Source organism: Methylomonas rosea (assembly GCF_024505055.1).
GTDB classification, from domain to species: domain Bacteria; phylum Pseudomonadota; class Gammaproteobacteria; order Methylococcales; family Methylomonadaceae; genus Methylomonas; species Methylomonas rosea.
The window spans coordinates 23,412-41,133 of record NZ_JANIBL010000028.1 but is presented as its reverse complement, the minus strand read 5'-3'; the positions used below and the strand labels follow the sequence as shown (position 1 = coordinate 41,133).

Here is a 17,722-nt window from a genome sequence, read left to right as displayed (position 1 = left end):
GCCTGTTGAGCATTTGCTGCTGAATGAATGCCCGGCCGAGTCGAGAGTATCGCAATAGGAAACAAAACCCGTATGAAGACCCAAGAAGACGTATTCGCCACCTTAAGACAACTGATGTCGGAAATGTTCGAGTTAACACCCGATGACATCACCTTAGAGGCAAACTTGCGGCAGGATTTGGATATCGACAGCATAGACGCTGTAGATTTAATGGTCAGGCTGCGCGAGATTACCGGCAAACGCATCAATCCCGAAGATTTCAAAAACGCCCGTACCATCCAGGATGTGGTCGATACCGTGTATCGGATCAGCGCTGAATAGGCTGGATGTTTAAAGACTTTCTCAACAACCTGGTCCCAGCCAGGCTCCAGGCAAATCCCGATACCAGTGTTTGCCCAATCCCCAAAGCAAAGCCTCGGCAAATCATCCTCAATGTGATTATCGGCGCAGTGACTGTCTGCTATCCCTTTCTGATTTGGTTTTCCGCTGATTATTTTCAGCCGCGCGCCATGGCCTTGGGGCTCGCCGGCTTATTCCTGCTACGTTATTGGCTGCAAAAGTCCGGTAAATCCGCCGGCGCAGCCGAGTCTCGGTTGATATTGGCTTGCGCACTATTTTTGTTGCTGGGCGCATGGGTTAACGATGCCGGCTGGCTGCTGGCTTATCCGGTGTTCGTCAGTCTGCTGTTTTTTGCGGTGTTTTCCTTTAGTTTGATTCATCCGCCGACAGTGGTGGAACGGTTAGCCAGACTGGAATTTCCCAATCTGCCCGCCCATGGTGTGCTGTATACAAGGAAAGTGACGCTGGTGTGGAGCGTTTTTTTTCTTGGCAACGCGGCAATTTCCTTGCTGACTATTTGGTATGGCGACCGTTGGTTGTGGAGCCTTTACAACGGTTGCATCTCCTATGTGCTGATGGGTTTATTGATGGCAGCAGAAATGGCTGTGCGCCGCAAAGTGAAGGCCAGCTTTTGAATACAGTAATGCAAGGAAACGAACCGGTCGTTTTATTTCCGGAGATGCTAGTCGAACAAGTTCAGGCCGACGGCGTGGTGTTGGCGCTACGTGTTCCTAAGGATCTAACCTATTTCAACGGTCATTTCGATGAAATTTCGGTGGTGCCGGGCGTCGTGCAAATCCAATGGGCGGTGCATTATGCCCGGCAATACCTGGATTTAACCCGCGCCTTCAGTCATATGGAATCGGTAAAATTTAAGGAGCTGTTGTTGCCTGGCCAAAAGTTGGAGTTGGAATTGCACTATCTGCAACAAACCGGCAAATTGACATTTTGTTACCGTTCGCCAGCCTGCGAATATAGCTCGGGTAGAATCTACTTCCATGACGACCTTGTTTAATCCCTGCATCCTGATTCCGGTCTACAACCACGAAAAGCCGCTCCCCAGGATTGTTGAGCGCTTGGCCGCTCGGCAATTACCTTGTCTGTTGCTGGATGACGGTAGCGATGCTTCCTGCGCCGAGGTTATTCGTGGTTTATCCGAGCAATATGCCTTGATAAAAACTATCAGGTTTGAGGTAAACCAGGGGAAGGGCGCGGTGGTAAAATCTGGCATCCTAGCTGCCCTGGCGCAAGGTTATTCGCACGCGCTGCAAATCGATGCCGACGGCCAGCACGATTTAAACGATCTGGATAAATTCCTCAACGCTGCTAAACAAACACCGGAAGCGGTAGTCATCGGCCGGGCGCTATTCGATGCATCGATTCCCAAACTGCGCTACTACGCCCGCTACCTGACCCATGTTTGGGTGTATATCAACACCTTGTCTTGGGCCATCCCCGATTCGATGTGCGGCTACCGGGTTTACCCGCTGGCCTCTACCGCAAAGTTAGTCCAAACCATTGCCATGGAAAACCGCATGGGGTTTGATACGGAAATTTTGGTCCGGCTTTATTGGCAAGGGGTGTCGATCATTTCCATTCCCACCCAAGTGCGCTATCCGCTTGACGGCTTATCGCATTTCCGGGCTTGGGAGGATAATCTGCTGCTAAGTCAGACCCATGCCCGCTTGTTTTTTGGCATGTTGTTACGTTGGCCAAAATTGTTATTGAGGCATTTCCGATGAAACCCGCAAACGCCGCCGCCCGGCATTGGGCCGCCGTGGAGGAAAACAGCCTGCTTTGGGGCATACGGGCGTTGGTGTGGGTGTATCGGGTATTCGGCCGTTGGGTATTTCGTTTGTTTTTACGGCCGGTGGTGAGTTACTACTTTGTCGCCGGGCATCTTGCCCGCGAGTCTTCGAGGGAGTATTTGCGCCACTTAGCCGGGTTTTACCCGGAGTTGGGCTTAGGCAGCGGGCTCTGGCAGAGTTACAGGCATTTCTTGAGCTTCGGTGAAACCTTGCTGGATAAAATTGTGGTTTGGACCGGCAATATCACGCCGGAACAAGTGGATTTTCCCAATCGCCAGCTGCTGCTGGATTTGATCGACCAAAAGCGCGGCGCCATGCTGCTGTCCGGCCACATCGGCAATCTGGAAATCTGTCAGGCCATCGCCACGATGCGCGGCCACATCCATCTCAATATTTTGGTGCACACCAAGCACGCCGAGAAGTTTAACCGCCTGCTCGGCAGCCGTGGCAGCGCCACCATCCAGTTGATTCAAGTTACTGAGTTGAGTCCGGCGATTGCGATTAGCTTGCAGGAAAAGATCGAGCGCGGCGAGTTTTTGGTGATGGTGGGCGACAGGGTGCCGGTGCAGGGCAGCCGCACCATGTCGGCTAGTTTCCTAGGAGAGGATGCCGAATTTCCGCAAGGCCCGTATCTGTTAGCTTCGTTGTTGCGTTGTCCGGTCTTCACCCTGTTCTGCTTTCCGGTAGATGGACGATTCAAAATTCATCTCGAGCCATTTGCCGCGAATATCCGCATCCCGCGTGGCGATCCCCAACGTAGTCAGGCCTTGGCTGCCCTGGCAAGACAATATGCCGAGCGACTGGAGGGCTATTGCCGGATTGCGCCACTGCAATGGTTTAATTTTTACCCGTATTGGGGCCGGCCGGCTGCAAACGATAAAGCCCCGATTGCTGCCGAGGACAAGTGACTATGCTACGCGCCGAAGTCGAAATGACCGTGCCTTTTCATGACATCGATCTATTGAATATTGCCTGGCACGGCCACTATTGCAAATACATCGAGATCGCCCGTTGCGCGATGCTGGACAAAATCGGCTACGGTTATATGGCCATGAAGGAGACCGGCTACGTCTGGCCGATTGTGGATTTACAACTGCGTTATGTGCGCCCGGCGCAGTTTGAACAGCGGATTCGCGTATCGGCGGAGTTGGTGGAGTGGGAATACCGGATGAAGATTAAATACCTGGTCGCTGATGCCGAAACCGGCGAAGTATTGGCCAAGGGGCATACCATCCAAGCCGCCGTTGATGCGGTGAGCCGCGAAATGTGTTTCGCCTCGCCGGCCGTGTTTCTGGAAAAACTCGGGATTAAAATCGATTCGCCCTAATGCTGTCTATTCTGTTTGTTTTTAAGGCTTTCCCGGCTGTACTATCTGTTTTTACCGTCGCGGCGCTGCATTTTGCCTGGCGCCGGCATGTTCTTAACCTTTTGCTCGAGGGATTTTGACTATGTTTAGAAAAAACTACATTTTGATGCTGCTGTGCCTGGCTGTGTTGGCGGTTGGGTGTAAAAAAGAGCTTAAACCCGGCGAAGGCGCGGCGGCGGTTGTGCAGCCCGCTCAGGTTTACTACACGCAGTTCAGTCTATTCCAAGAGCAAAACCGGTTCCGCACCACCAATTATCGTAAGGGCCAGTTGATTCCGATCAATACGCCGGTCGCATTGCTGTCTCTGAACTCCGACGACGCGGTGCTTAGAGTGGAGCCTAGCGGCCAATTGATTACGATCGAAAACGTGCAGAAATTTACCAAGGACGAGATGCCGATTGCCTTCAGTAAAATCGCCGGCACCAGCAAAGTTGATCTTAATCAATTTACCGCCGCCGAACGCGAAAGCATCCTGGCGGGGCAGGTCAAGAAAGATATGAGTAAAAAAGCCGTGCTGGCGGCCATTGGCTACCCGCCGCAGCATGTGACGCCCTCGCTGGACAGTGACGACTGGACTTACTGGTCCAATCTGTTCAACCGCTTTGTGGTCAAATTTAAAAACGGCAAGGTTGATAATATTGTCGAATAAACACCGGTAATCTTCCGTCGCTGGAACCGCTGACATTCGTCACGGTTCCAGAAATTAAAAACTCATACTCCGCAAGTTTATTCGAACCCAAATCCCGCCTGTTTCCAGGCTTTGGTGCCGCCTTCCAGATTGCTTAAATGCTCGTAACCCAATTCGTGTAGCGTTTTGGCTGCGGCGTTTCCCATCGGCCCGCCCTCACAGTACAAATAAATCGGGGTTGATTTATCCTTGGGTAGTTTATCCAGATATTTTTCTACGTTGTTGTAAGGGATAAAGGCGTCAGTGCCTTTGATATGCCGCTGCTCCGGCGTATGCACGTCCACCAGAAAAATATCCTGTTTTTGCATCAGTTGGTTTAATTCCGGCGCGGCAATAACTTGCAAATAATCCGGCGCTTGATACGAGCAAGCGCTCAGAAAGAACAGCAAAGCGGTGATGGAATAGTATTTTTTCATGGCTGATTTCTCCGCAGTCAGGTTTGTTGGATAAACAGGCTTGTTCGTGACCTTAGTCGGAACCTTCCAGACTCTCGCTCAGCGTGACGGTGCGTAACCTTGCAGCGCTAATAGCCTTTAGCAGAGGCGGTAAAACTTCCAAAATCACCGGCTGGCCGCTTTCAGTAACAGCGACGTTACTGTCATGCAACAGCAGGATGTCTCCGGCCTTTAGGTCTTTCAATAATTTCGCTAATACCGCCTGCGAATTGCCCTCGATAGTATCGAAGCCGCGTCGGGTCCAACTCGCCAATTTCAACCCTAAACGATTGAGTACCGGGTCCAGCAAAGGATTACGCAATCCCACCGGCGGCCTGAAAAATCGCGGGCGGATGCCGGTCACCTTAGTCAGAGCATCCTGGGCCGCGTTTAGTTCGGCCATCCAGCCATTTAGCAACAGAAACGGCAAATGGTATTGATGGTGCATGCTGTGATTTTCCACGGCGTGCCCGCGCTTCACGATGTCCCGGCACAGGTCCGGGTAGCGCTGAGCTTTATCGGCAATGCAAAAAAATGTGGCCTTGGCGTGGTAATGATCCAGTATATCGAGGACGGCGGGTGTGATGTCGGGATCAGGGCCGTCGTCAATCGTGATGGCAATTTCGCCCCGCGCGGCGGAAGCTGGCGGTAACGAAGTCCAGTTTGACCCCACCCAGGAACAGCGCGGCCAAAGCCCGGCAAAGGTTAAAACCAAATGATCGGCAATTAACACGGCCAGGGCCCAAGGCCAGATGCCGGGTTGAATGACCATAGTCACTGGGGCAGCCATTGTTATAGCGAATGAGGCCTTCATTAGCAGTGTCGGCTGCCAGTTGCGGTAAGCGGAAAAGTTCATCATGAATGAGGTTGCGGGTTAAGCCGGTAAGCGTCGCCGGTGCCGAGCAGCGCGGCGATCAGGTTTTTCTGCACTTCCGAACTGCCGGAAAACAAGCGGCCGGCCATGGCATCCTGCACCAATTGCGCCATTATGCTTTCCGATTCCAGACCCGCCGCGCCCATGATCTGCACCGCATCCAGGCTGGATTGCAAGAAGGCCTCGGCCGCATACAGTTTGGTTTGCGCTGAAGCCATTGTCAGGCGTTGCCCTGCGTCGCACAATCGCGCGCATTCGCCTAACCATAAATCGACAGTGTCCAGCCGCAACTTCATATCCGCAATTCTGTGGCTAATAGCCTGATGCTTGCCCAAATGTACGCCGCCGGAGCGCCGTTCCCGGCTGTAACGCACTACTTCCGCCAGTTGCCAGTCCATGATCCCGGCAATGCCGGCAAATACAAAGGCCCGCTCGTATTCCAGCGCCTTTTGGATCATCTGCGTGCCGGCGCCGATTTTTCCTAGTAGGCGATCGGGGCCAAGCCGGCAATCTTTCAAGCTCACGCTGCCGGTAGCGCTGCCCAAGCAAGCGCTCAAAGCCCCCTCGTCGCTGAACTGACAGCCGTCATCCTCGCGGCAAACCAGGAACGCAGAAATCTTGCCGTCCAGCTTGGCGTAAATCACCAACCAATCAGCTAATGGCACATTGCTGATATAGCGTTTTTCGCCGTTCAACACATAACCACTGCCACTAAGTTCCGCGCGAGCGGTCATCGCCTGCACGTCCGAGCCGCAAGACGGCTCGGTGATGGCATGGCCGCCCAGCCATTGACCGTTTAGCAAGGCCGGCAGAAATTTTTCTTTTTGCGTCTCGCTGCCGTAAAGCAAGATCGGAAAAACCGAGCCCCACAGATGGGCGTTGATCGCCAGCATCAAGCCGGGATCGCGGCAGCTTTCTCCGAGCCAGCGATGGCTTTCGACCAGAGCGGCAAAGTCGTCGCCAAAACCGCCGATGGCTTGGGGGATGGCATGACGGAACACACCCAGCTCGGCGACAGCATGCAAGCGGGATCGGATTTGGGCTTCGTTCGGTGGGCCTGCGTAAGCAGGTATGCCGGAAAAATCAGGGGTTTTAGTCATGATTGAGGTTTGTGTATTTTCACTTAAGCATTAATCGGCGTAGGCAGATTATATCGTTCCCACGCTCCAGCGTGGGAATGCCGCCCCAGACGCGCCAGCATAATCTGTAGTGAATACATAGCCGCTTCAGCAACTACGTCATTCCAGCAGGGATTGCCGGAATCCAGATCACATGGACGTTTTCGACGCTTGCCATCCTTGACTTCTGGATCTCGGAAATCACTGCCGAGATGACGAATTTAGAGATCGCTGAAGGGTCTTCACAATCAGGTTAGCTGTTCGGCTTGTCTTGACTGTAAGTGGTTGATAATCCGCCGCGCGGTAAAGGCTTTAAAGCTGGCAACGCATTTATCCAGCGTGGTACTCCGCGCGATGAAGTGCAGATGGTTTTCTAGAATCACATATCCGTAGAGCTTCAAACCGACCTGTTGCCGTTGAAACGCCCAGCAATCGAGCCAGGGGTTCCGGGCGGGTAAAAACCGGCAGCCATTCCACCACCGTGCAGGTCAGGAAATGCGCTTGCTGGGGTTCAGTGATAGTGTAGCGGCTTCGGCCCATGGGATGGTCGTTGGTTTAGGACGCAGGAGCGTGGGAATGATATGATTTTTACTCCCATTGCATGTGGTAAGTCTTACTGTCTTCATCCACTACTTTGAAACCAATACGATCATATAGACGTTTTGCTGGGTTGATCTTAATGACGTTTAGTATCAATTTCTTGTTTAGACGTCTTGCTCGGAATGCTTCTTGTGTAAGCAAAGCGGAACCCACTCCAAGTCTTTGAAATTCCGGACGCAGGAATATAGTGCGGATCCAATGGCTTTGTTCGCTCTCTTCCACATAGATTGCGCCGGCGTGCTCCCCAGAAATACAAATCAGTTTAAAATTCTTCACCGGTAGGGTTGCCCAGAACCCGGTACGTTGGAATTCCTCGTCCCATCCCCAGGCCCACTCGATGTAATCACGCATCGAGAGTTTGAATATTTCAAAGATGAAATCCTGGTCGTGCTCGGATGCGTCGATTAGAGAGAAGGTGGTCATAAAATGGACTAAATTATTCAAGGCTTGTCTGTTATCGCCAGTCACTACCGGTGTTTCCCCCTGCTATCAGTACGACAACTGTGCGTCGATCATGCTGGTAACAGAAGTTTAAAATTCCCTGAGACAAATAAAGCGCTGGTGATGCCGATGGCGGCTAGCAAATAAGAAGCCCAACGTAATTTGAGCATTAGGCCGACTGCTATGAAACAAGGAGCTGATACAGTCAGAATCAGATCCAACCAATGCCTCAATTCCAGGAAATGAAGCCCCCATTCCGCTGTCACGTAAACGGCTAATACTCCGCCCACCACGATCATTAATAACTCGTACATACTTTGTCGCCTAAATAGAATGTTCGGAGATCATAGTTGAGTTTCGAACAGATTTTTTAGCTGCTGAAAGTCCAACTTCTCATTTGCCAATCGCGGCAATTCATCCAGAACTAAATAACGACTCGGTTGCATATAGGCCGGCAGTTGCCTGCTTAACACCTTGCGAATCTCGCCGATGGTCATTTCCGGCTCCAAAACCATCGCTAACGCTGGACGCTGGCCGGCTGTGGGGTCATCTATGCCGATCACGGCGCAAGCTTTGACACCGGGGATGGCGTTGACGATAGCCTCAATTTCTGCCGGCTCGACGCGGTAGCCGGAGGATTTCAGCATGCGGCCCAGGCGGCCATGGAAGCGGTATTCGTTTTGTTCTATGCTGGCGCGGTCGCCGGTAGCATACCAACCGTCAGCGTTCATAAAAGACTGCACGCGACCGTCGCGCCAGTAGCCGCTGGCTAGTGTCGGGCCGTGTACCCAGAGCTCGCCGGATTCCGCGTCGATTTGCAGTTCGCAGCCGGCGGCGGGCTGGCCGATGGGGATGGTTTGCTCGGCGATTAAGCGGTCGCGCTCCACCGGCCAATAACAGCAGACATTGGTTTCGGTAGGGCCGAAGAAATTGTACAAGGCCGTTTGCGGCAAGCTAGCCGCTAGATCGATGAGGGCAGGGGTGGGAAACACTTCGCCGGCAAAGATTAAAAAGCGTAAGGAAGCTAGCGGTGTTTGCGCCAGGTTGCCTTTGTAGGTCAGGAAGGCTAGCAGCGAAGGCACGGTGTACCAACCGCTGATGGCCTGTTCGCTGAGCCAGGCGCTCAAGCGGGCCGGGGCCATGGTCAAACCGGCCGGGATGAAATGCAAGCTGGCCCCGGCGCCTAACACCGAATAGAGATCGAAGGTGGACAGGTCGAAAAACAACGGTGCGCTGCTGGCGATGCGGTCGGCAGGCGTTAAATCCAGCAAGTCGGAAGCCCAGGTGGTAAATGCCGCAATCGTTCGGTGGCTAATAGCCACGCCGCGGGGTTGGCCGGTGGAGCCGGAGGTGTACAAAATTGCAGCTAGCGATTCGGCGGGAATTTCTACAGTTGCTGGCGTTGCCTCGTTACAGCTGGCGATGTCGAGCCATAGGTCGCTATCCAGCCAATGAGGTGCTGAACCCGATCCAATCACTACACAAACCTGAGCGTCGGCGATGATAAAGCTAAGTCTGGCTATGGGGTTTTTCAGATCTAGTGGCACATAGCATGCGCCCGCCAACAGGACGCCGAACAGCGCGCTAGCGGCGTCTATGCCACGATCAATATGAATCGCGACCGGCTGGCCGGGTTGGATGCCTTTGGCTTGTAACGCGGCGGCAATGGTTTGCGCCCGTTGCAGAAGTTGCCGATAACTGACTCTTCGATCTTGCTCTTGCAAGGCCAAGGAGTCAGGTTGTTGTTGGCATTGGTGTAGAAAAGGTGTCAGCAGCATGAGCTAAAAATAATGGATTCCGAATGATTCCCACGCTGGGGGAATCTCAGTTAGTAAGTTTAGAGTGGCGTCACCCCGGCAGGGGTTGCCGGGGTCCGAATGCCATGGAAGGCAATGGCGTTTTACGTCCCTGTAAACTGGATTCCGGCAATCCCTGCCGGAATGACGGCTTAACCTAATACTGATGATGTCTGAACGTGGCGCCCAAAAATACTTAACTCAGCTTTCGGCAGTTTCCAGCAATTCGACATTCATCCGCGCCATTACCGCCTCCAACCAAGCCTCGTCTATTGCTGGCGATAAGTAACTATAAGATAAAACCAACTTGCCGTTGTGCTGGCAGGCTAACAGCGCCAAACCGGGCGGCAAGGTCATCCAGCACATCAGGGATAAATCGGTCACCGGGACGCCGAGAAAGCCTGTCTTGCCCCAGGATAGTTCACCAATGTCGGAGAACCACAACGAGCTTAATTCGCCGCCACTGTGTTGTTTGCGCAAGACTTTGGCGTATTTGTCGGGTGATAGCCATTGGCCCAGCCACATCAGCGGCAGGTAGGCCAAGTCCAGTTCATCTCGCACGACTTGCTTATGCTCGCTCAACAGATGCGCGAACAAGCCTGTTCGATCGCGGACTTGCTGGCGGGTGGCGCGGGCGAACAGGCAGCCGATATGATTGCCAAACACCGGCGTCGGCGCATTCTGGCGCCGCAAATTGAAGGCATAGGGGATGCAATAACCGTCTTTTGCCGCCGGCGGACCCACCAGTTCCATGGCGCGCATGAAGCAGCCGAGGTAATACAGCGTGCGACCGGTCAGGCCGGTGTATTGTTGCGCCAACTTGGCGATGCGCTGTGACTGTTCGGCATCGAAACGCTGTACTTTCAATTGCAGGTGTTGCGGCCCTTGTTCTACCTGAGTCGGCAAGCAACTATCCAGGCTATTGGCTGCGGTATTGTGGCGCTTGGCTTTGAAGAACAATTGCAGTTTTTTCCAGAAGCTCCATTGCGCCAATTTGGCTTCGATCAGCGACGGCGAATCTTTAAAGCTTTCCGGACGTTCTGTAGACAGGAAGTCGAGCAATATCTTGCAGCCCCGCGCATCGAGCAGGGGATGCAACCAAATCAGCAATACAGTGCCGCCGTCAGCGCCAGCTATCCAGTGTACCGTCAGCGGCCGGGATTCCTGGCGATTGAAAATGTCCAGCAGCAAGCGTTGGGTTTCATCGGCCTCATTCGCATCAGGCTGGCATTGATGCAATTCCAACAGTATTGGGTTGCCGGTGGCGACCCACGCGAAACGCTTGCCTCGCGGCTCGATGTTGGCTGAGGCTTGCGGGAAACGTTCTACCAGTAAATTCAAGCGTTTCTGCAGACCGGACAAATCCGGTGTTTCCGCCAGTTGCAGCGCAAATCCGCAATAACCGCCGGGCATGCCGGCATTACGAATCTCCTGGTCGAGTACATAGGTAAAATAATCGCCAGGATTGAACAGCTGCTCTTTGGAATCCGTCATCCGGTGTAACCGCTGCGGCGGATCCAGCTTTCTAAAGACTTCAGGCTGCCGACGTTATCCGGTTCGATTTCGGTGTCCGGCAAAGTAACGCCAAATTCTTTCTCGGCAAACATGATCAAACGCATGATGCCCATGCTGTCCAGTCCGGCGTCCAACAGATTATCCTCGTCGCCGAATGTGGCCGGGTCTTCGTGATAAATCAATTCGGCAAAGATGAAGCTTTTTAGTACGTCCTTCATGGCATCGTTATGGTTGGTAAGTAAGAGGGTAAATTATACTGATATTACCGCCCGGCATCAGTTAGCGTCCGTGACAAATGCTTTTAACGCAAAGCCCCAGCGCGGCACTTGCTGACAGTAGCTAATATAATCAGGCCCAAATCGGCTAGCGAGGTCGGGTTCTTCGCGAAATACCACCGTGATATGAAAAAACAGGGCAATAGAGCCGGCATAGATTAATAAGCTCGGATCGGCATACAGCAAACATTCTGCCAATAACAGCAGCAAAACGCCTTGAAACATCGGGTTGCGGGTGCGGCGATACAGTCCGGTTATAACCAGTTTTATGGGTGGATCTATTGGGGCGGGCGTGCCCAGTCCCTTAACGGCAAAATCCCAAGCGCAACGCAGATAAATAGCTAAACCTAGGATGATAAACAGACCTGAGGGCAGAGCCCATGCCAGATTGGCGTGCGGCAAGTTGCTGTACGGATCGGAAAGTAGCCAGCAAGGTACGTAAATCAGCACCGCGCCGGGGACGATTAGCGTGAATAACAGGGTCTTTAAAGCCAGGAAAGGACGCATGTATCTATCTGTCGGCATCGGGTGTTGAGTGGGTAAGCGTTCAGCAATTTTGGCATTGCCGGCGCCGCAATCCAAGTGATTTTGAACCACTCCAGGAATTTGTGTAGAATCCGGCGTTTATTAATGGAATTTAACTAGCCATGTCAGAAGACTTGATCAGCCAATTGAAAACCATGCTTATCGAGGGCTTGCTCCTGGAAGACATCGTTCCGGATGACTTGTCGCCGGACGATGCGTTGTTTGGTGGTGGACTGGGCTTGGACTCTATTGATGCACTGGAAATCGGCGTGATGCTGGATCGGCAATACGGTATTAAGATCACCTCCGGCGACGAACGCAATAATCAGATTTTTCTCTCCCTCCGCTCGCTCGCAGACTTCGTCGCCGCTAATCGCACCCGCTAATCATGCGGCATGTCATCAAACCGCTCTTAATCGCCGGTATTGTTGTCGCTTATCCTTTTCTAAGTGCCTATCTGACTGGTCTCGGTTTTGCCAGCTTAGAGCTAATCGTCTTCGCCGCGCTGACCCTATGGCGCGGCATTACCGCGGCCGGCTTGGTCGCACGTTTGGCGAGCTTTGCTCTCGCTGGGGTATTGTTGGCCGGCGCCTATTTTGCGACGACCTATTTTGTCTGGCTGGTACCGTCATTCGCTTATTTGTGGCTGACATTTTTATTCGGACATACCTTGTGGTCGCCGCCTTCTTTTATCGAACGCTTGGTTCGCTTGCAGTTTCCCGAGTTAGTACCCGGCATTGCCGACTATTGCCGGAATCTGACCTGGGTCTGGACCTTATTTTTTGCGGTCAATATCGTTATCTGCGCCGTCCTGCCGCTGTTCGCCGGGCAAACCGCTTGGGCGCTGTATACCGGGATTTTGGTGTATCTTTTGATGGGCCTGCTGGGAACGGGTGAATGGTTTTACCGGCACCGGCGTTTTCCCGATTTGGAGATTCCGCCGGCATTGGAGACGTTTAAAGTCATCGCTATGAACGGTCATAAGGTGTTCAAAGGATGAGAATTAAACACGTAGTTTTTTTGCTTTTGGCCTTGTTGCCCATCGCTGGATTGGCGGATGACGCCGTGCTTGCTGAATTACTGGCCCGCATCCGGCAAACGGGTCAGGCCCAATTTAGCTATGAAGAAACCCGCATACTGGAATTGGCAGCCGAACCATGGCACGGACAAGGCGTCATGCTATCCGCTGCGGATGGCAGCCTGGTCAAATTGCAACTGCAACCCACGCGGGTGATCATGGCGATTACCGACCAGCGCATGCTCTACTGGGACCCACAGCAAAATCAACGTCACAGCGCGGGTTTGGATTCCGCTGGTCCGGCAGGCGCGCAGATCAAAGTGTTCCGGACCATCCTGCAAGGACGTACTGAAGATTTGCAAATGAGCTATGACATTGCCGCCGAAAAGCAAGGCAAGCAATGGATTTTGCGATTGACGCCGAAACCGGAATTGACTGCCGAAGACTCGCCGTCAATTGAAATATCCGGTGACGACAAAGACGAGCAACGCCGCATTCTGATCAAACAAGCCGATGGCGAATCCACCGAGTACCGGATGCAAAAAGCCACCACAGCCCAGCAACAGGAATATTCCCTCCAGCGCTTGCTGCGGGAAGCCAGCGGAGAATAGGGCGTGTCTTTTGTCTGGAGAAAGCGCTGGTTCGTGCTGCTGTTTCCCTTATTGCTGGCGATCACTTTTTGGCAAATCAAGGTCGAGACTGACCTGAACGCGTTTTTTACCGCGACCGACGATGAAGATTCCCGACTATTGGCCGGCTTATTAAAGTCAGGCGAATTATCGCGGCGCTACTTACTCGTCGTGGAAAAGACCGAGCCCGCGCCGGGCATCAGTAATCCCGGCGAAACCCTAAATTCCGTCGCCGCTTTTAGCGCCCGTCTGGTTGCACAACTCGCCAAACTCGATGATGTAGAGCAAGTCTGGCCGGCCGACCAGCCGCCTCTCGACTGGATAGATGCGGTCGCTTCTTATGCGCCTTACCACGCTCGCCTGTTCAGTCTAAATCCGCAAACAGATGCACCGGCATTGTTCGATCCTACCCAGTTGGCGACTAAAGCCGACGGATTAAAGCAAGCCTTGCTCTCACCGAAAGGTAATTTTGTCAAAGCCATCGCCAAACAGGACCCCTTGTTACTGTCGCTAAACGGCTTCAAGGCTTTGCAGGGACAATTTCAGCAGCAAGCAAAGCTGGGTAGCGGCGGCGCGTTAATCCTGCAAAGCCGTCCGGCGGCGCTGGATTCCGAGGCGCAGACCCGCTTGCAAGCGGCGATTCATGCCAGTTTCGACAGCTTGAATGCGGCAGCCGGCGGCGCGTTTAAGTTATCGATGGCCGGCGTACCGGTATTCAGTGTGGCCGCGCAAAGTGAGATCAGCCAGGATGTGACCCTGGTGTCGGTGGTGTCCAGCCTGGCCGTGGCTTTGGTGTTTCTATTCCTGTTTCATTCCTTTTCGGCCTTGCACTGGGTGATGATGGTGCAGGGCGCATCGTTTGTGCTTGGCACCTTGGCGACAGCCTTAGCATTTCCGCAGGTGCACAGTTTGACCTTGGCTTTGGGCGCCAGTTTAATCGGCATTTCCTCTGACTACCCTATTCATGTCATGGTGCATTGCGCCAAACACAGCAATACGCCTCTGTCAGCGGTCCGCTTGTTGTGGCCGAGTCTGCTAATGGGCGGCTTGACCACCGTGATCGGCTACGGCGCGCTGGGCTTTACCGGGTTTCCCGGCTTCGAGCAAATCGCCGTGTTTGCATTAGCCAGCGTCGCCGCGTCTTTAGGATTGACTCGCTGGGTGTTGCCGGCCTTACTGACCAATTCTTCGCTCCACTCTGCACATTTGCCCGGCATTGCGGCCTGGGTGAATTTCTGCGGTAAGCACCGGAAAATCTTGCTGGGTTTATTTGCTGTTAGCGTTGTTTTAGCCGGGTTGTGCCTGCCGCAAATTCGTTGGATGGACGATATGCAGAAGTTGGCGGTAGACATGGATTTGCTGAAGCAACAGGATGCAGCGGTACGCTCGCATTTTTCCAGTATCGAACCAGGCCGGTTTGTGTTGATACAAGCGGACGACTGGGAAACAGCGCTGCAGCGCTCCGAAGCCGCCGAGCGCCGATTGCAGTCCTTAAAGCAAGCGGGGGTGGTTAGCGAGTATCACGGTTTGTTTCCGTGGTTGGTATCTGCGCAGTTGCAAGCTGAAAACGCCAAATTCTATCAAGGTGTTACAACGCCAGCGTTTCAACTAGCCTGGCAAGCGGGATTAGCCAAGGCTGGCCTTTCCGTTGAGAAACTTGGATCATTGCTGCCTGCGGTGAACGAACCATTGCAGCCCGCTAAAATTATGGATTCGCCGGTAAAGCATATTCTGTCCGGCCAAATAGTGACCGGCCAAACCGGGGTAATGTTGTCGCTGTGGTTAGGTGAGCACGATCCCGATAAATTGATAGCCGGTTTGGCAGACTTGGAAGGCACGCGTTACTTCAGCCAAAAGGATAAACTGGATCATTTGGCGAGCAAATATCGAGATCGATCTTTAGCGATGCTGGGCATCGGTATCGGCGTGATGGCCTTGTTTATTTGGCTGCAACAGCGCGACATGCGCAAGGTGTTGCTGACTTTGTTGCCTTCTATTGCGTCCGTCTTATTCATTTTCGCTACTTGGGCGCTGATGGGTGAGGAAGTCAGCTTCCTGCACGTCATCGGTTTGTTGTTATCGGTCTCGCTGTGCGTGGATTACGGCATCTTTTTTATCGACAATCGCGGCAAGGATGCCGATGTTACCTATCATGCGATCGCCTCATCGACATTAACAACAATCGCTTCGTTTGGCGCGCTGGGCTTGGGCAAGACGCCCACCTTGCCAATTCTGGCGCTCTCGGTAAGCTTGGGCGTTAGCTTAGGTTTTCTGCTTTGTCCGTTACTGATTCAAAAGCCAACCAATAAATGACCTTGTCTCCGATCATTTCTCCTGTCGCCGTCACGGCCTACCAGTGCGTCAGCGCCGGCGGTGACGATGTGGAAGCCTTGTATGCCAGTCTGATTGCTAACCAAACTTGCCTGAAACCGCTGACACTATTTGCTATTCCTTTCGATACTTTGGTGGGCGAGGTGACTTCACCGTTACCGGCGATTCGGTCTAGCTTGCAAGCCTATGACTGTCGCAATGCCAGACTGGCTTTAAAAGCCCTGGACCAAGGCGGTTTCCGTGCCCATGTCGAACGAGCAGTCGCAAAGCATGGCGCGGCTAGGGTGGGTTTGATACTGGGTACCAGCACCTCAGGCATCTACGACTCCGAGAATGCTTATGCCCGCTTGCACCAAGACGGCTTAATGCCAGACGATTTTTATTTCACCAAGGTACAGACGGCGCAAGCGACAGCCGAGTTTTTGCGGCTGGAATTGGGATTACAAGGGCCTTGCTATGCTATTTCAACGGCTTGTTCATCCAGCGCCAAAGCCTTGGCTGCAGCGCAACGACTGCTAGCCACGGACTGTTGCGATGCGGTGTTGGTCGCAGGCGTGGACAGTTTGTGTCGCTTGACGCTGCGTGGTTTCAACAGTTTGCAACTCATTGCGGCGGAAGCCTGTCGGCCGATGGATACCGAGCGCCAAGGGATCAACATAGGGGAGGGCGCTGCTTTATTGTTGCTGGAAAAGCCCCGCGCGGAAAATGCAGATCGGCCCCGCTTATTGGCAGTGGGCGAGTCTTCCGATGCCCATCACATGAGCGCGCCGCACCCGGATGGCGTCGGTGCTGCTACCGCGATGGCCGAGGCCTTGCGCCTGGCGGGACGCGATGCGAGTGAGGTCGATTACATCAATTTGCATGCAACCGCCAGCACCCTGAACGATCTATCCGAGGCCAGAGCGGTAGGCAGCTTATTTCCCAATCCGCCGCCGTGCAGCGGGGTAAAAGGCTTGTTCGGTCATACCTTGGGTGCGGCCGGTGCGGTTGAGACCGTGGTTAGCCTGCTGGCCTTGGAGCGCGGGTTTTTACCCGGCACCTGCGGCTTGCGAGTGCCTGATCCGGAATGCCGGTTTCCGGTAGTCGCCGCGCCTGACTTGCAGGTCAGCCCCCGTCTGATATTGAGCAATGCGTTTGGCTTTGGCGGTAATAACGCCAGTGTCTTGCTGGAGGCGGCTTAATGGAATGCATGAGTCTGCTTGGTGTGGGCGCATGCGCGCCGGACACAGAGTTTCGCGCCAGCCTGCCGTTTCCAGCCTTTGATATTAATCGCGACACCATTCCGCCGCTATTGCGTCGGCGCAGCAGTCAGGCGATGCAAATGGCCTTCAGCGCGGCAACCGCCGCTTGCGAGAAAGCGCAGCGTCCGCCATCAGCCTTTCCGGCTATATTTGCCAGTGTGGCCGGGGAAATTAAGACGACCGACCAGATTTGCACAGAATTGGTCAAAGACGATGGCGTGATTTCACCTGCCGGATTTCACAATTCCGTTCAGAATACGGCGGCCGGCTATTGGAGTATCGCCCAACAATGTACCCAGCCGGCCAGCGCGCTGGCGGCGGGATCTGACACCTTGCCGATGGCCTTACTGGAAGCCTGGTGCCAGTTGGCTTGCCAGGGCGGGGAACTGCTGCTGGTTTGTTATGACGAAACCTGGCCGGAATATCTCGATCCAGGTCGTGGCAACCCGGCTTTCGCCTGTGCCTTGGTATTGGCGGCTGGAGCAGTTGATGGACGTCTGATGCAAATAGGCAGACCGCAAGCAGGCGAGGCCATTTTTCCGGCGGCCTGGACTAATTCGGTAAATAGTATGCCCATTTTGGCCGCTATCCCTTTGCTTGAAGCGGTTTCAGCTGGAAAAGGGGCACAAACCATAGCGCTAACGCCGCATACGCCGGGTTGGCAAGTTGATGTCCGTGGTTGGGAGTGATGGCGTCCTACTATCCAAAAATAGACGATGGTGAA

22 protein-coding genes are annotated in these 17,722 nt (G+C 53.6%); 13 read left to right on the top strand and 9 right to left on the bottom strand.

From position 1 onward, the window contains the following. The first annotated feature begins 72 nt into the window (after positions 1 to 72). From NP589_RS10495 to NP589_RS10465, 7 genes are all read left to right on the top strand, one after another. Positions 73 to 321, top strand: a complete 249-nt coding sequence (locus NP589_RS10495; RefSeq protein WP_256606931.1) for an acyl carrier protein — start codon at positions 73 to 75, stop codon at positions 319 to 321. Positions 322 to 326: 5 nt separating this feature from the next. Next, the gene (locus NP589_RS10490; RefSeq protein WP_256606930.1) at positions 327 to 974 is read left to right on the top strand and encodes a COG4648 family protein; all 648 of its coding nucleotides are present in this window, start codon (positions 327 to 329) and stop codon (positions 972 to 974) included. An 8-nt stretch (positions 975 to 982) separates the two neighbouring features. Next, the gene (locus NP589_RS10485) at positions 983 to 1,354 is read left to right on the top strand and encodes an ApeI family dehydratase (protein WP_256606929.1); all 372 of its coding nucleotides are present in this window, start codon (positions 983 to 985) and stop codon (positions 1,352 to 1,354) included. After that, entirely contained in the window at positions 1,338 to 2,081 is a 744-nt protein-coding gene (locus NP589_RS10480; protein ID WP_256606928.1) for a glycosyltransferase family 2 protein, read from the top strand. The genes NP589_RS10485 and NP589_RS10480 overlap by 17 nt, the downstream gene beginning before the upstream one ends. After that, positions 2,078 to 3,055 (top strand): lysophospholipid acyltransferase family protein, encoded by a 978-nt coding sequence (locus tag NP589_RS10475; protein WP_256606927.1) that lies wholly within the window; start codon positions 2,078 to 2,080, stop codon positions 3,053 to 3,055. The genes NP589_RS10480 and NP589_RS10475 overlap by 4 nt, the downstream gene beginning before the upstream one ends. 2 nt (positions 3,056 to 3,057) lie before the next feature. Continuing rightward, the gene (locus tag NP589_RS10470) at positions 3,058 to 3,474 is read left to right on the top strand and encodes an acyl-CoA thioesterase (protein WP_064008203.1); all 417 of its coding nucleotides are present in this window, start codon (positions 3,058 to 3,060) and stop codon (positions 3,472 to 3,474) included. A 121-nt stretch (positions 3,475 to 3,595) separates the two neighbouring features. Beyond that, positions 3,596 to 4,162 (top strand): hypothetical protein, encoded by a 567-nt coding sequence (locus tag NP589_RS10465; protein ID WP_256606926.1) that lies wholly within the window; start codon positions 3,596 to 3,598, stop codon positions 4,160 to 4,162. 77 nt (positions 4,163 to 4,239) lie between these two features. On the opposite strand, the gene NP589_RS10460 is transcribed toward NP589_RS10465, so the two are convergent. From NP589_RS10460 to NP589_RS10420, 9 genes are all read right to left on the bottom strand, one after another. Next, complete coding sequence (locus NP589_RS10460) at positions 4,240 to 4,617, bottom strand: rhodanese-like domain-containing protein (protein WP_064008205.1); 378 nt, start codon at positions 4,615 to 4,617, stop codon at positions 4,240 to 4,242. Between the two features lie 52 nt (positions 4,618 to 4,669). Next, positions 4,670 to 5,407 carry a polysaccharide deacetylase family protein gene (locus NP589_RS10455; RefSeq protein WP_256606947.1) on the bottom strand — a complete coding sequence of 246 codons (738 nt, stop codon included), beginning with the start codon at positions 5,405 to 5,407 and terminating at the stop codon, positions 4,670 to 4,672. An 83-nt stretch (positions 5,408 to 5,490) separates the two neighbouring features. Further along, the gene (locus NP589_RS10450; protein WP_256606925.1) at positions 5,491 to 6,609 is read right to left on the bottom strand and encodes an acyl-CoA dehydrogenase family protein; all 1,119 of its coding nucleotides are present in this window, start codon (positions 6,607 to 6,609) and stop codon (positions 5,491 to 5,493) included. Positions 6,610 to 7,215: 606 nt separating this feature from the next. Continuing rightward, positions 7,216 to 7,671 carry a GNAT family N-acetyltransferase gene (locus NP589_RS10445; protein WP_256606924.1) on the bottom strand — a complete coding sequence of 152 codons (456 nt, stop codon included), beginning with the start codon at positions 7,669 to 7,671 and terminating at the stop codon, positions 7,216 to 7,218. A gap of 68 nt (positions 7,672 to 7,739) precedes the next feature. Beyond that, on the bottom strand, positions 7,740 to 7,982 hold the full coding sequence (locus tag NP589_RS10440) for a hypothetical protein (RefSeq protein WP_256606923.1): 243 nt from the start codon (positions 7,980 to 7,982) through the stop codon (positions 7,740 to 7,742). A 30-nt stretch (positions 7,983 to 8,012) separates the two neighbouring features. Continuing rightward, positions 8,013 to 9,446 (bottom strand): amino acid adenylation domain-containing protein, encoded by a 1,434-nt coding sequence (locus NP589_RS10435; protein ID WP_256606922.1) that lies wholly within the window; start codon positions 9,444 to 9,446, stop codon positions 8,013 to 8,015. Between the two features lie 219 nt (positions 9,447 to 9,665). Beyond that, positions 9,666 to 10,958: a hypothetical protein gene (locus tag NP589_RS10430; RefSeq protein WP_256606921.1), complete on the bottom strand. Its 1,293-nt coding sequence runs from the start codon at positions 10,956 to 10,958 to the stop codon at positions 9,666 to 9,668. After that, positions 10,955 to 11,197, bottom strand: coding sequence for a phosphopantetheine-binding protein (locus NP589_RS10425; RefSeq protein WP_256606920.1), 243 nt, complete (start codon positions 11,195 to 11,197; stop codon positions 10,955 to 10,957). The genes NP589_RS10430 and NP589_RS10425 overlap by 4 nt, the downstream gene beginning before the upstream one ends. A 57-nt stretch (positions 11,198 to 11,254) precedes the next feature. Further along, positions 11,255 to 11,851, bottom strand: a complete 597-nt coding sequence (locus tag NP589_RS10420; protein ID WP_256606919.1) for a methyltransferase family protein — start codon at positions 11,849 to 11,851, stop codon at positions 11,255 to 11,257. A 50-nt stretch (positions 11,852 to 11,901) separates the two neighbouring features. Here NP589_RS10420 and NP589_RS10415 point away from each other — a divergent pair, with 50 nt between their 5' ends. Genes NP589_RS10415 through NP589_RS10390 form a run of 6 tightly spaced genes read left to right on the top strand, consistent with a single transcriptional unit; the run spans position 11,902 to position 17,687 of the window. Then, entirely contained in the window at positions 11,902 to 12,165 is a 264-nt protein-coding gene (locus tag NP589_RS10415; RefSeq protein ID WP_101052310.1) for a phosphopantetheine-binding protein, read from the top strand. 2 nt (positions 12,166 to 12,167) lie between these two features. Continuing rightward, positions 12,168 to 12,779 carry a COG4648 family protein gene (locus NP589_RS10410; RefSeq protein ID WP_256606918.1) on the top strand — a complete coding sequence of 204 codons (612 nt, stop codon included), beginning with the start codon at positions 12,168 to 12,170 and terminating at the stop codon, positions 12,777 to 12,779. Further along, positions 12,776 to 13,408, top strand: coding sequence for a LolA family protein (locus NP589_RS10405; RefSeq protein ID WP_256606917.1), 633 nt, complete (start codon positions 12,776 to 12,778; stop codon positions 13,406 to 13,408). Before NP589_RS10410 ends, NP589_RS10405 begins: the two co-directional genes overlap by 4 nt. 3 nt (positions 13,409 to 13,411) lie before the next feature. Beyond that, positions 13,412 to 15,739, top strand: a complete 2,328-nt coding sequence (locus NP589_RS10400) for an MMPL family transporter (RefSeq protein WP_256606916.1) — start codon at positions 13,412 to 13,414, stop codon at positions 15,737 to 15,739. Next, positions 15,736 to 16,938 (top strand): beta-ketoacyl-ACP synthase, encoded by a 1,203-nt coding sequence (locus NP589_RS10395; RefSeq protein WP_256606915.1) that lies wholly within the window; start codon positions 15,736 to 15,738, stop codon positions 16,936 to 16,938. The genes NP589_RS10400 and NP589_RS10395 overlap by 4 nt, the downstream gene beginning before the upstream one ends. Then, positions 16,938 to 17,687 (top strand): beta-ketoacyl synthase chain length factor, encoded by a 750-nt coding sequence (locus NP589_RS10390; RefSeq protein WP_256606914.1) that lies wholly within the window; start codon positions 16,938 to 16,940, stop codon positions 17,685 to 17,687. The genes NP589_RS10395 and NP589_RS10390 overlap by 1 nt, the downstream gene beginning before the upstream one ends. The last annotated feature ends 35 nt before the right edge of the window (positions 17,688 to 17,722 follow it).

Coding starts and splice junctions, on each gene's coding strand:
- NP589_RS10495 (WP_256606931.1), top strand. CDS start 73: ATGAAGACCCAAGAAGACGTATTCGCCACCTTAAGACAACTGATGTCG.
- NP589_RS10490 (WP_256606930.1), top strand. CDS start 327: ATGTTTAAAGACTTTCTCAACAACCTGGTCCCAGCCAGGCTCCAGGCA.
- NP589_RS10485 (WP_256606929.1), top strand. CDS start 983: ATGCAAGGAAACGAACCGGTCGTTTTATTTCCGGAGATGCTAGTCGAA.
- NP589_RS10480 (WP_256606928.1), top strand. CDS start 1,338: ATGACGACCTTGTTTAATCCCTGCATCCTGATTCCGGTCTACAACCAC.
- NP589_RS10475 (WP_256606927.1), top strand. CDS start 2,078: ATGAAACCCGCAAACGCCGCCGCCCGGCATTGGGCCGCCGTGGAGGAA.
- NP589_RS10470 (WP_064008203.1), top strand. CDS start 3,058: ATGCTACGCGCCGAAGTCGAAATGACCGTGCCTTTTCATGACATCGAT.
- NP589_RS10465 (WP_256606926.1), top strand. CDS start 3,596: ATGTTTAGAAAAAACTACATTTTGATGCTGCTGTGCCTGGCTGTGTTG.
- NP589_RS10460 (WP_064008205.1), bottom strand. CDS start 4,617: ATGAAAAAATACTATTCCATCACCGCTTTGCTGTTCTTTCTGAGCGCT.
- NP589_RS10455 (WP_256606947.1), bottom strand. CDS start 5,407: ATGGTCATTCAACCCGGCATCTGGCCTTGGGCCCTGGCCGTGTTAATT.
- NP589_RS10450 (WP_256606925.1), bottom strand. CDS start 6,609: ATGACTAAAACCCCTGATTTTTCCGGCATACCTGCTTACGCAGGCCCA.
- NP589_RS10440 (WP_256606923.1), bottom strand. CDS start 7,982: ATGTACGAGTTATTAATGATCGTGGTGGGCGGAGTATTAGCCGTTTAC.
- NP589_RS10435 (WP_256606922.1), bottom strand. CDS start 9,446: ATGCTGCTGACACCTTTTCTACACCAATGCCAACAACAACCTGACTCC.
- NP589_RS10430 (WP_256606921.1), bottom strand. CDS start 10,958: ATGACGGATTCCAAAGAGCAGCTGTTCAATCCTGGCGATTATTTTACC.
- NP589_RS10425 (WP_256606920.1), bottom strand. CDS start 11,197: ATGAAGGACGTACTAAAAAGCTTCATCTTTGCCGAATTGATTTATCAC.
- NP589_RS10415 (WP_101052310.1), top strand. CDS start 11,902: ATGTCAGAAGACTTGATCAGCCAATTGAAAACCATGCTTATCGAGGGC.
- NP589_RS10410 (WP_256606918.1), top strand. CDS start 12,168: ATGCGGCATGTCATCAAACCGCTCTTAATCGCCGGTATTGTTGTCGCT.
- NP589_RS10405 (WP_256606917.1), top strand. CDS start 12,776: ATGAGAATTAAACACGTAGTTTTTTTGCTTTTGGCCTTGTTGCCCATC.
- NP589_RS10395 (WP_256606915.1), top strand. CDS start 15,736: ATGACCTTGTCTCCGATCATTTCTCCTGTCGCCGTCACGGCCTACCAG.
- NP589_RS10390 (WP_256606914.1), top strand. CDS start 16,938: ATGGAATGCATGAGTCTGCTTGGTGTGGGCGCATGCGCGCCGGACACA.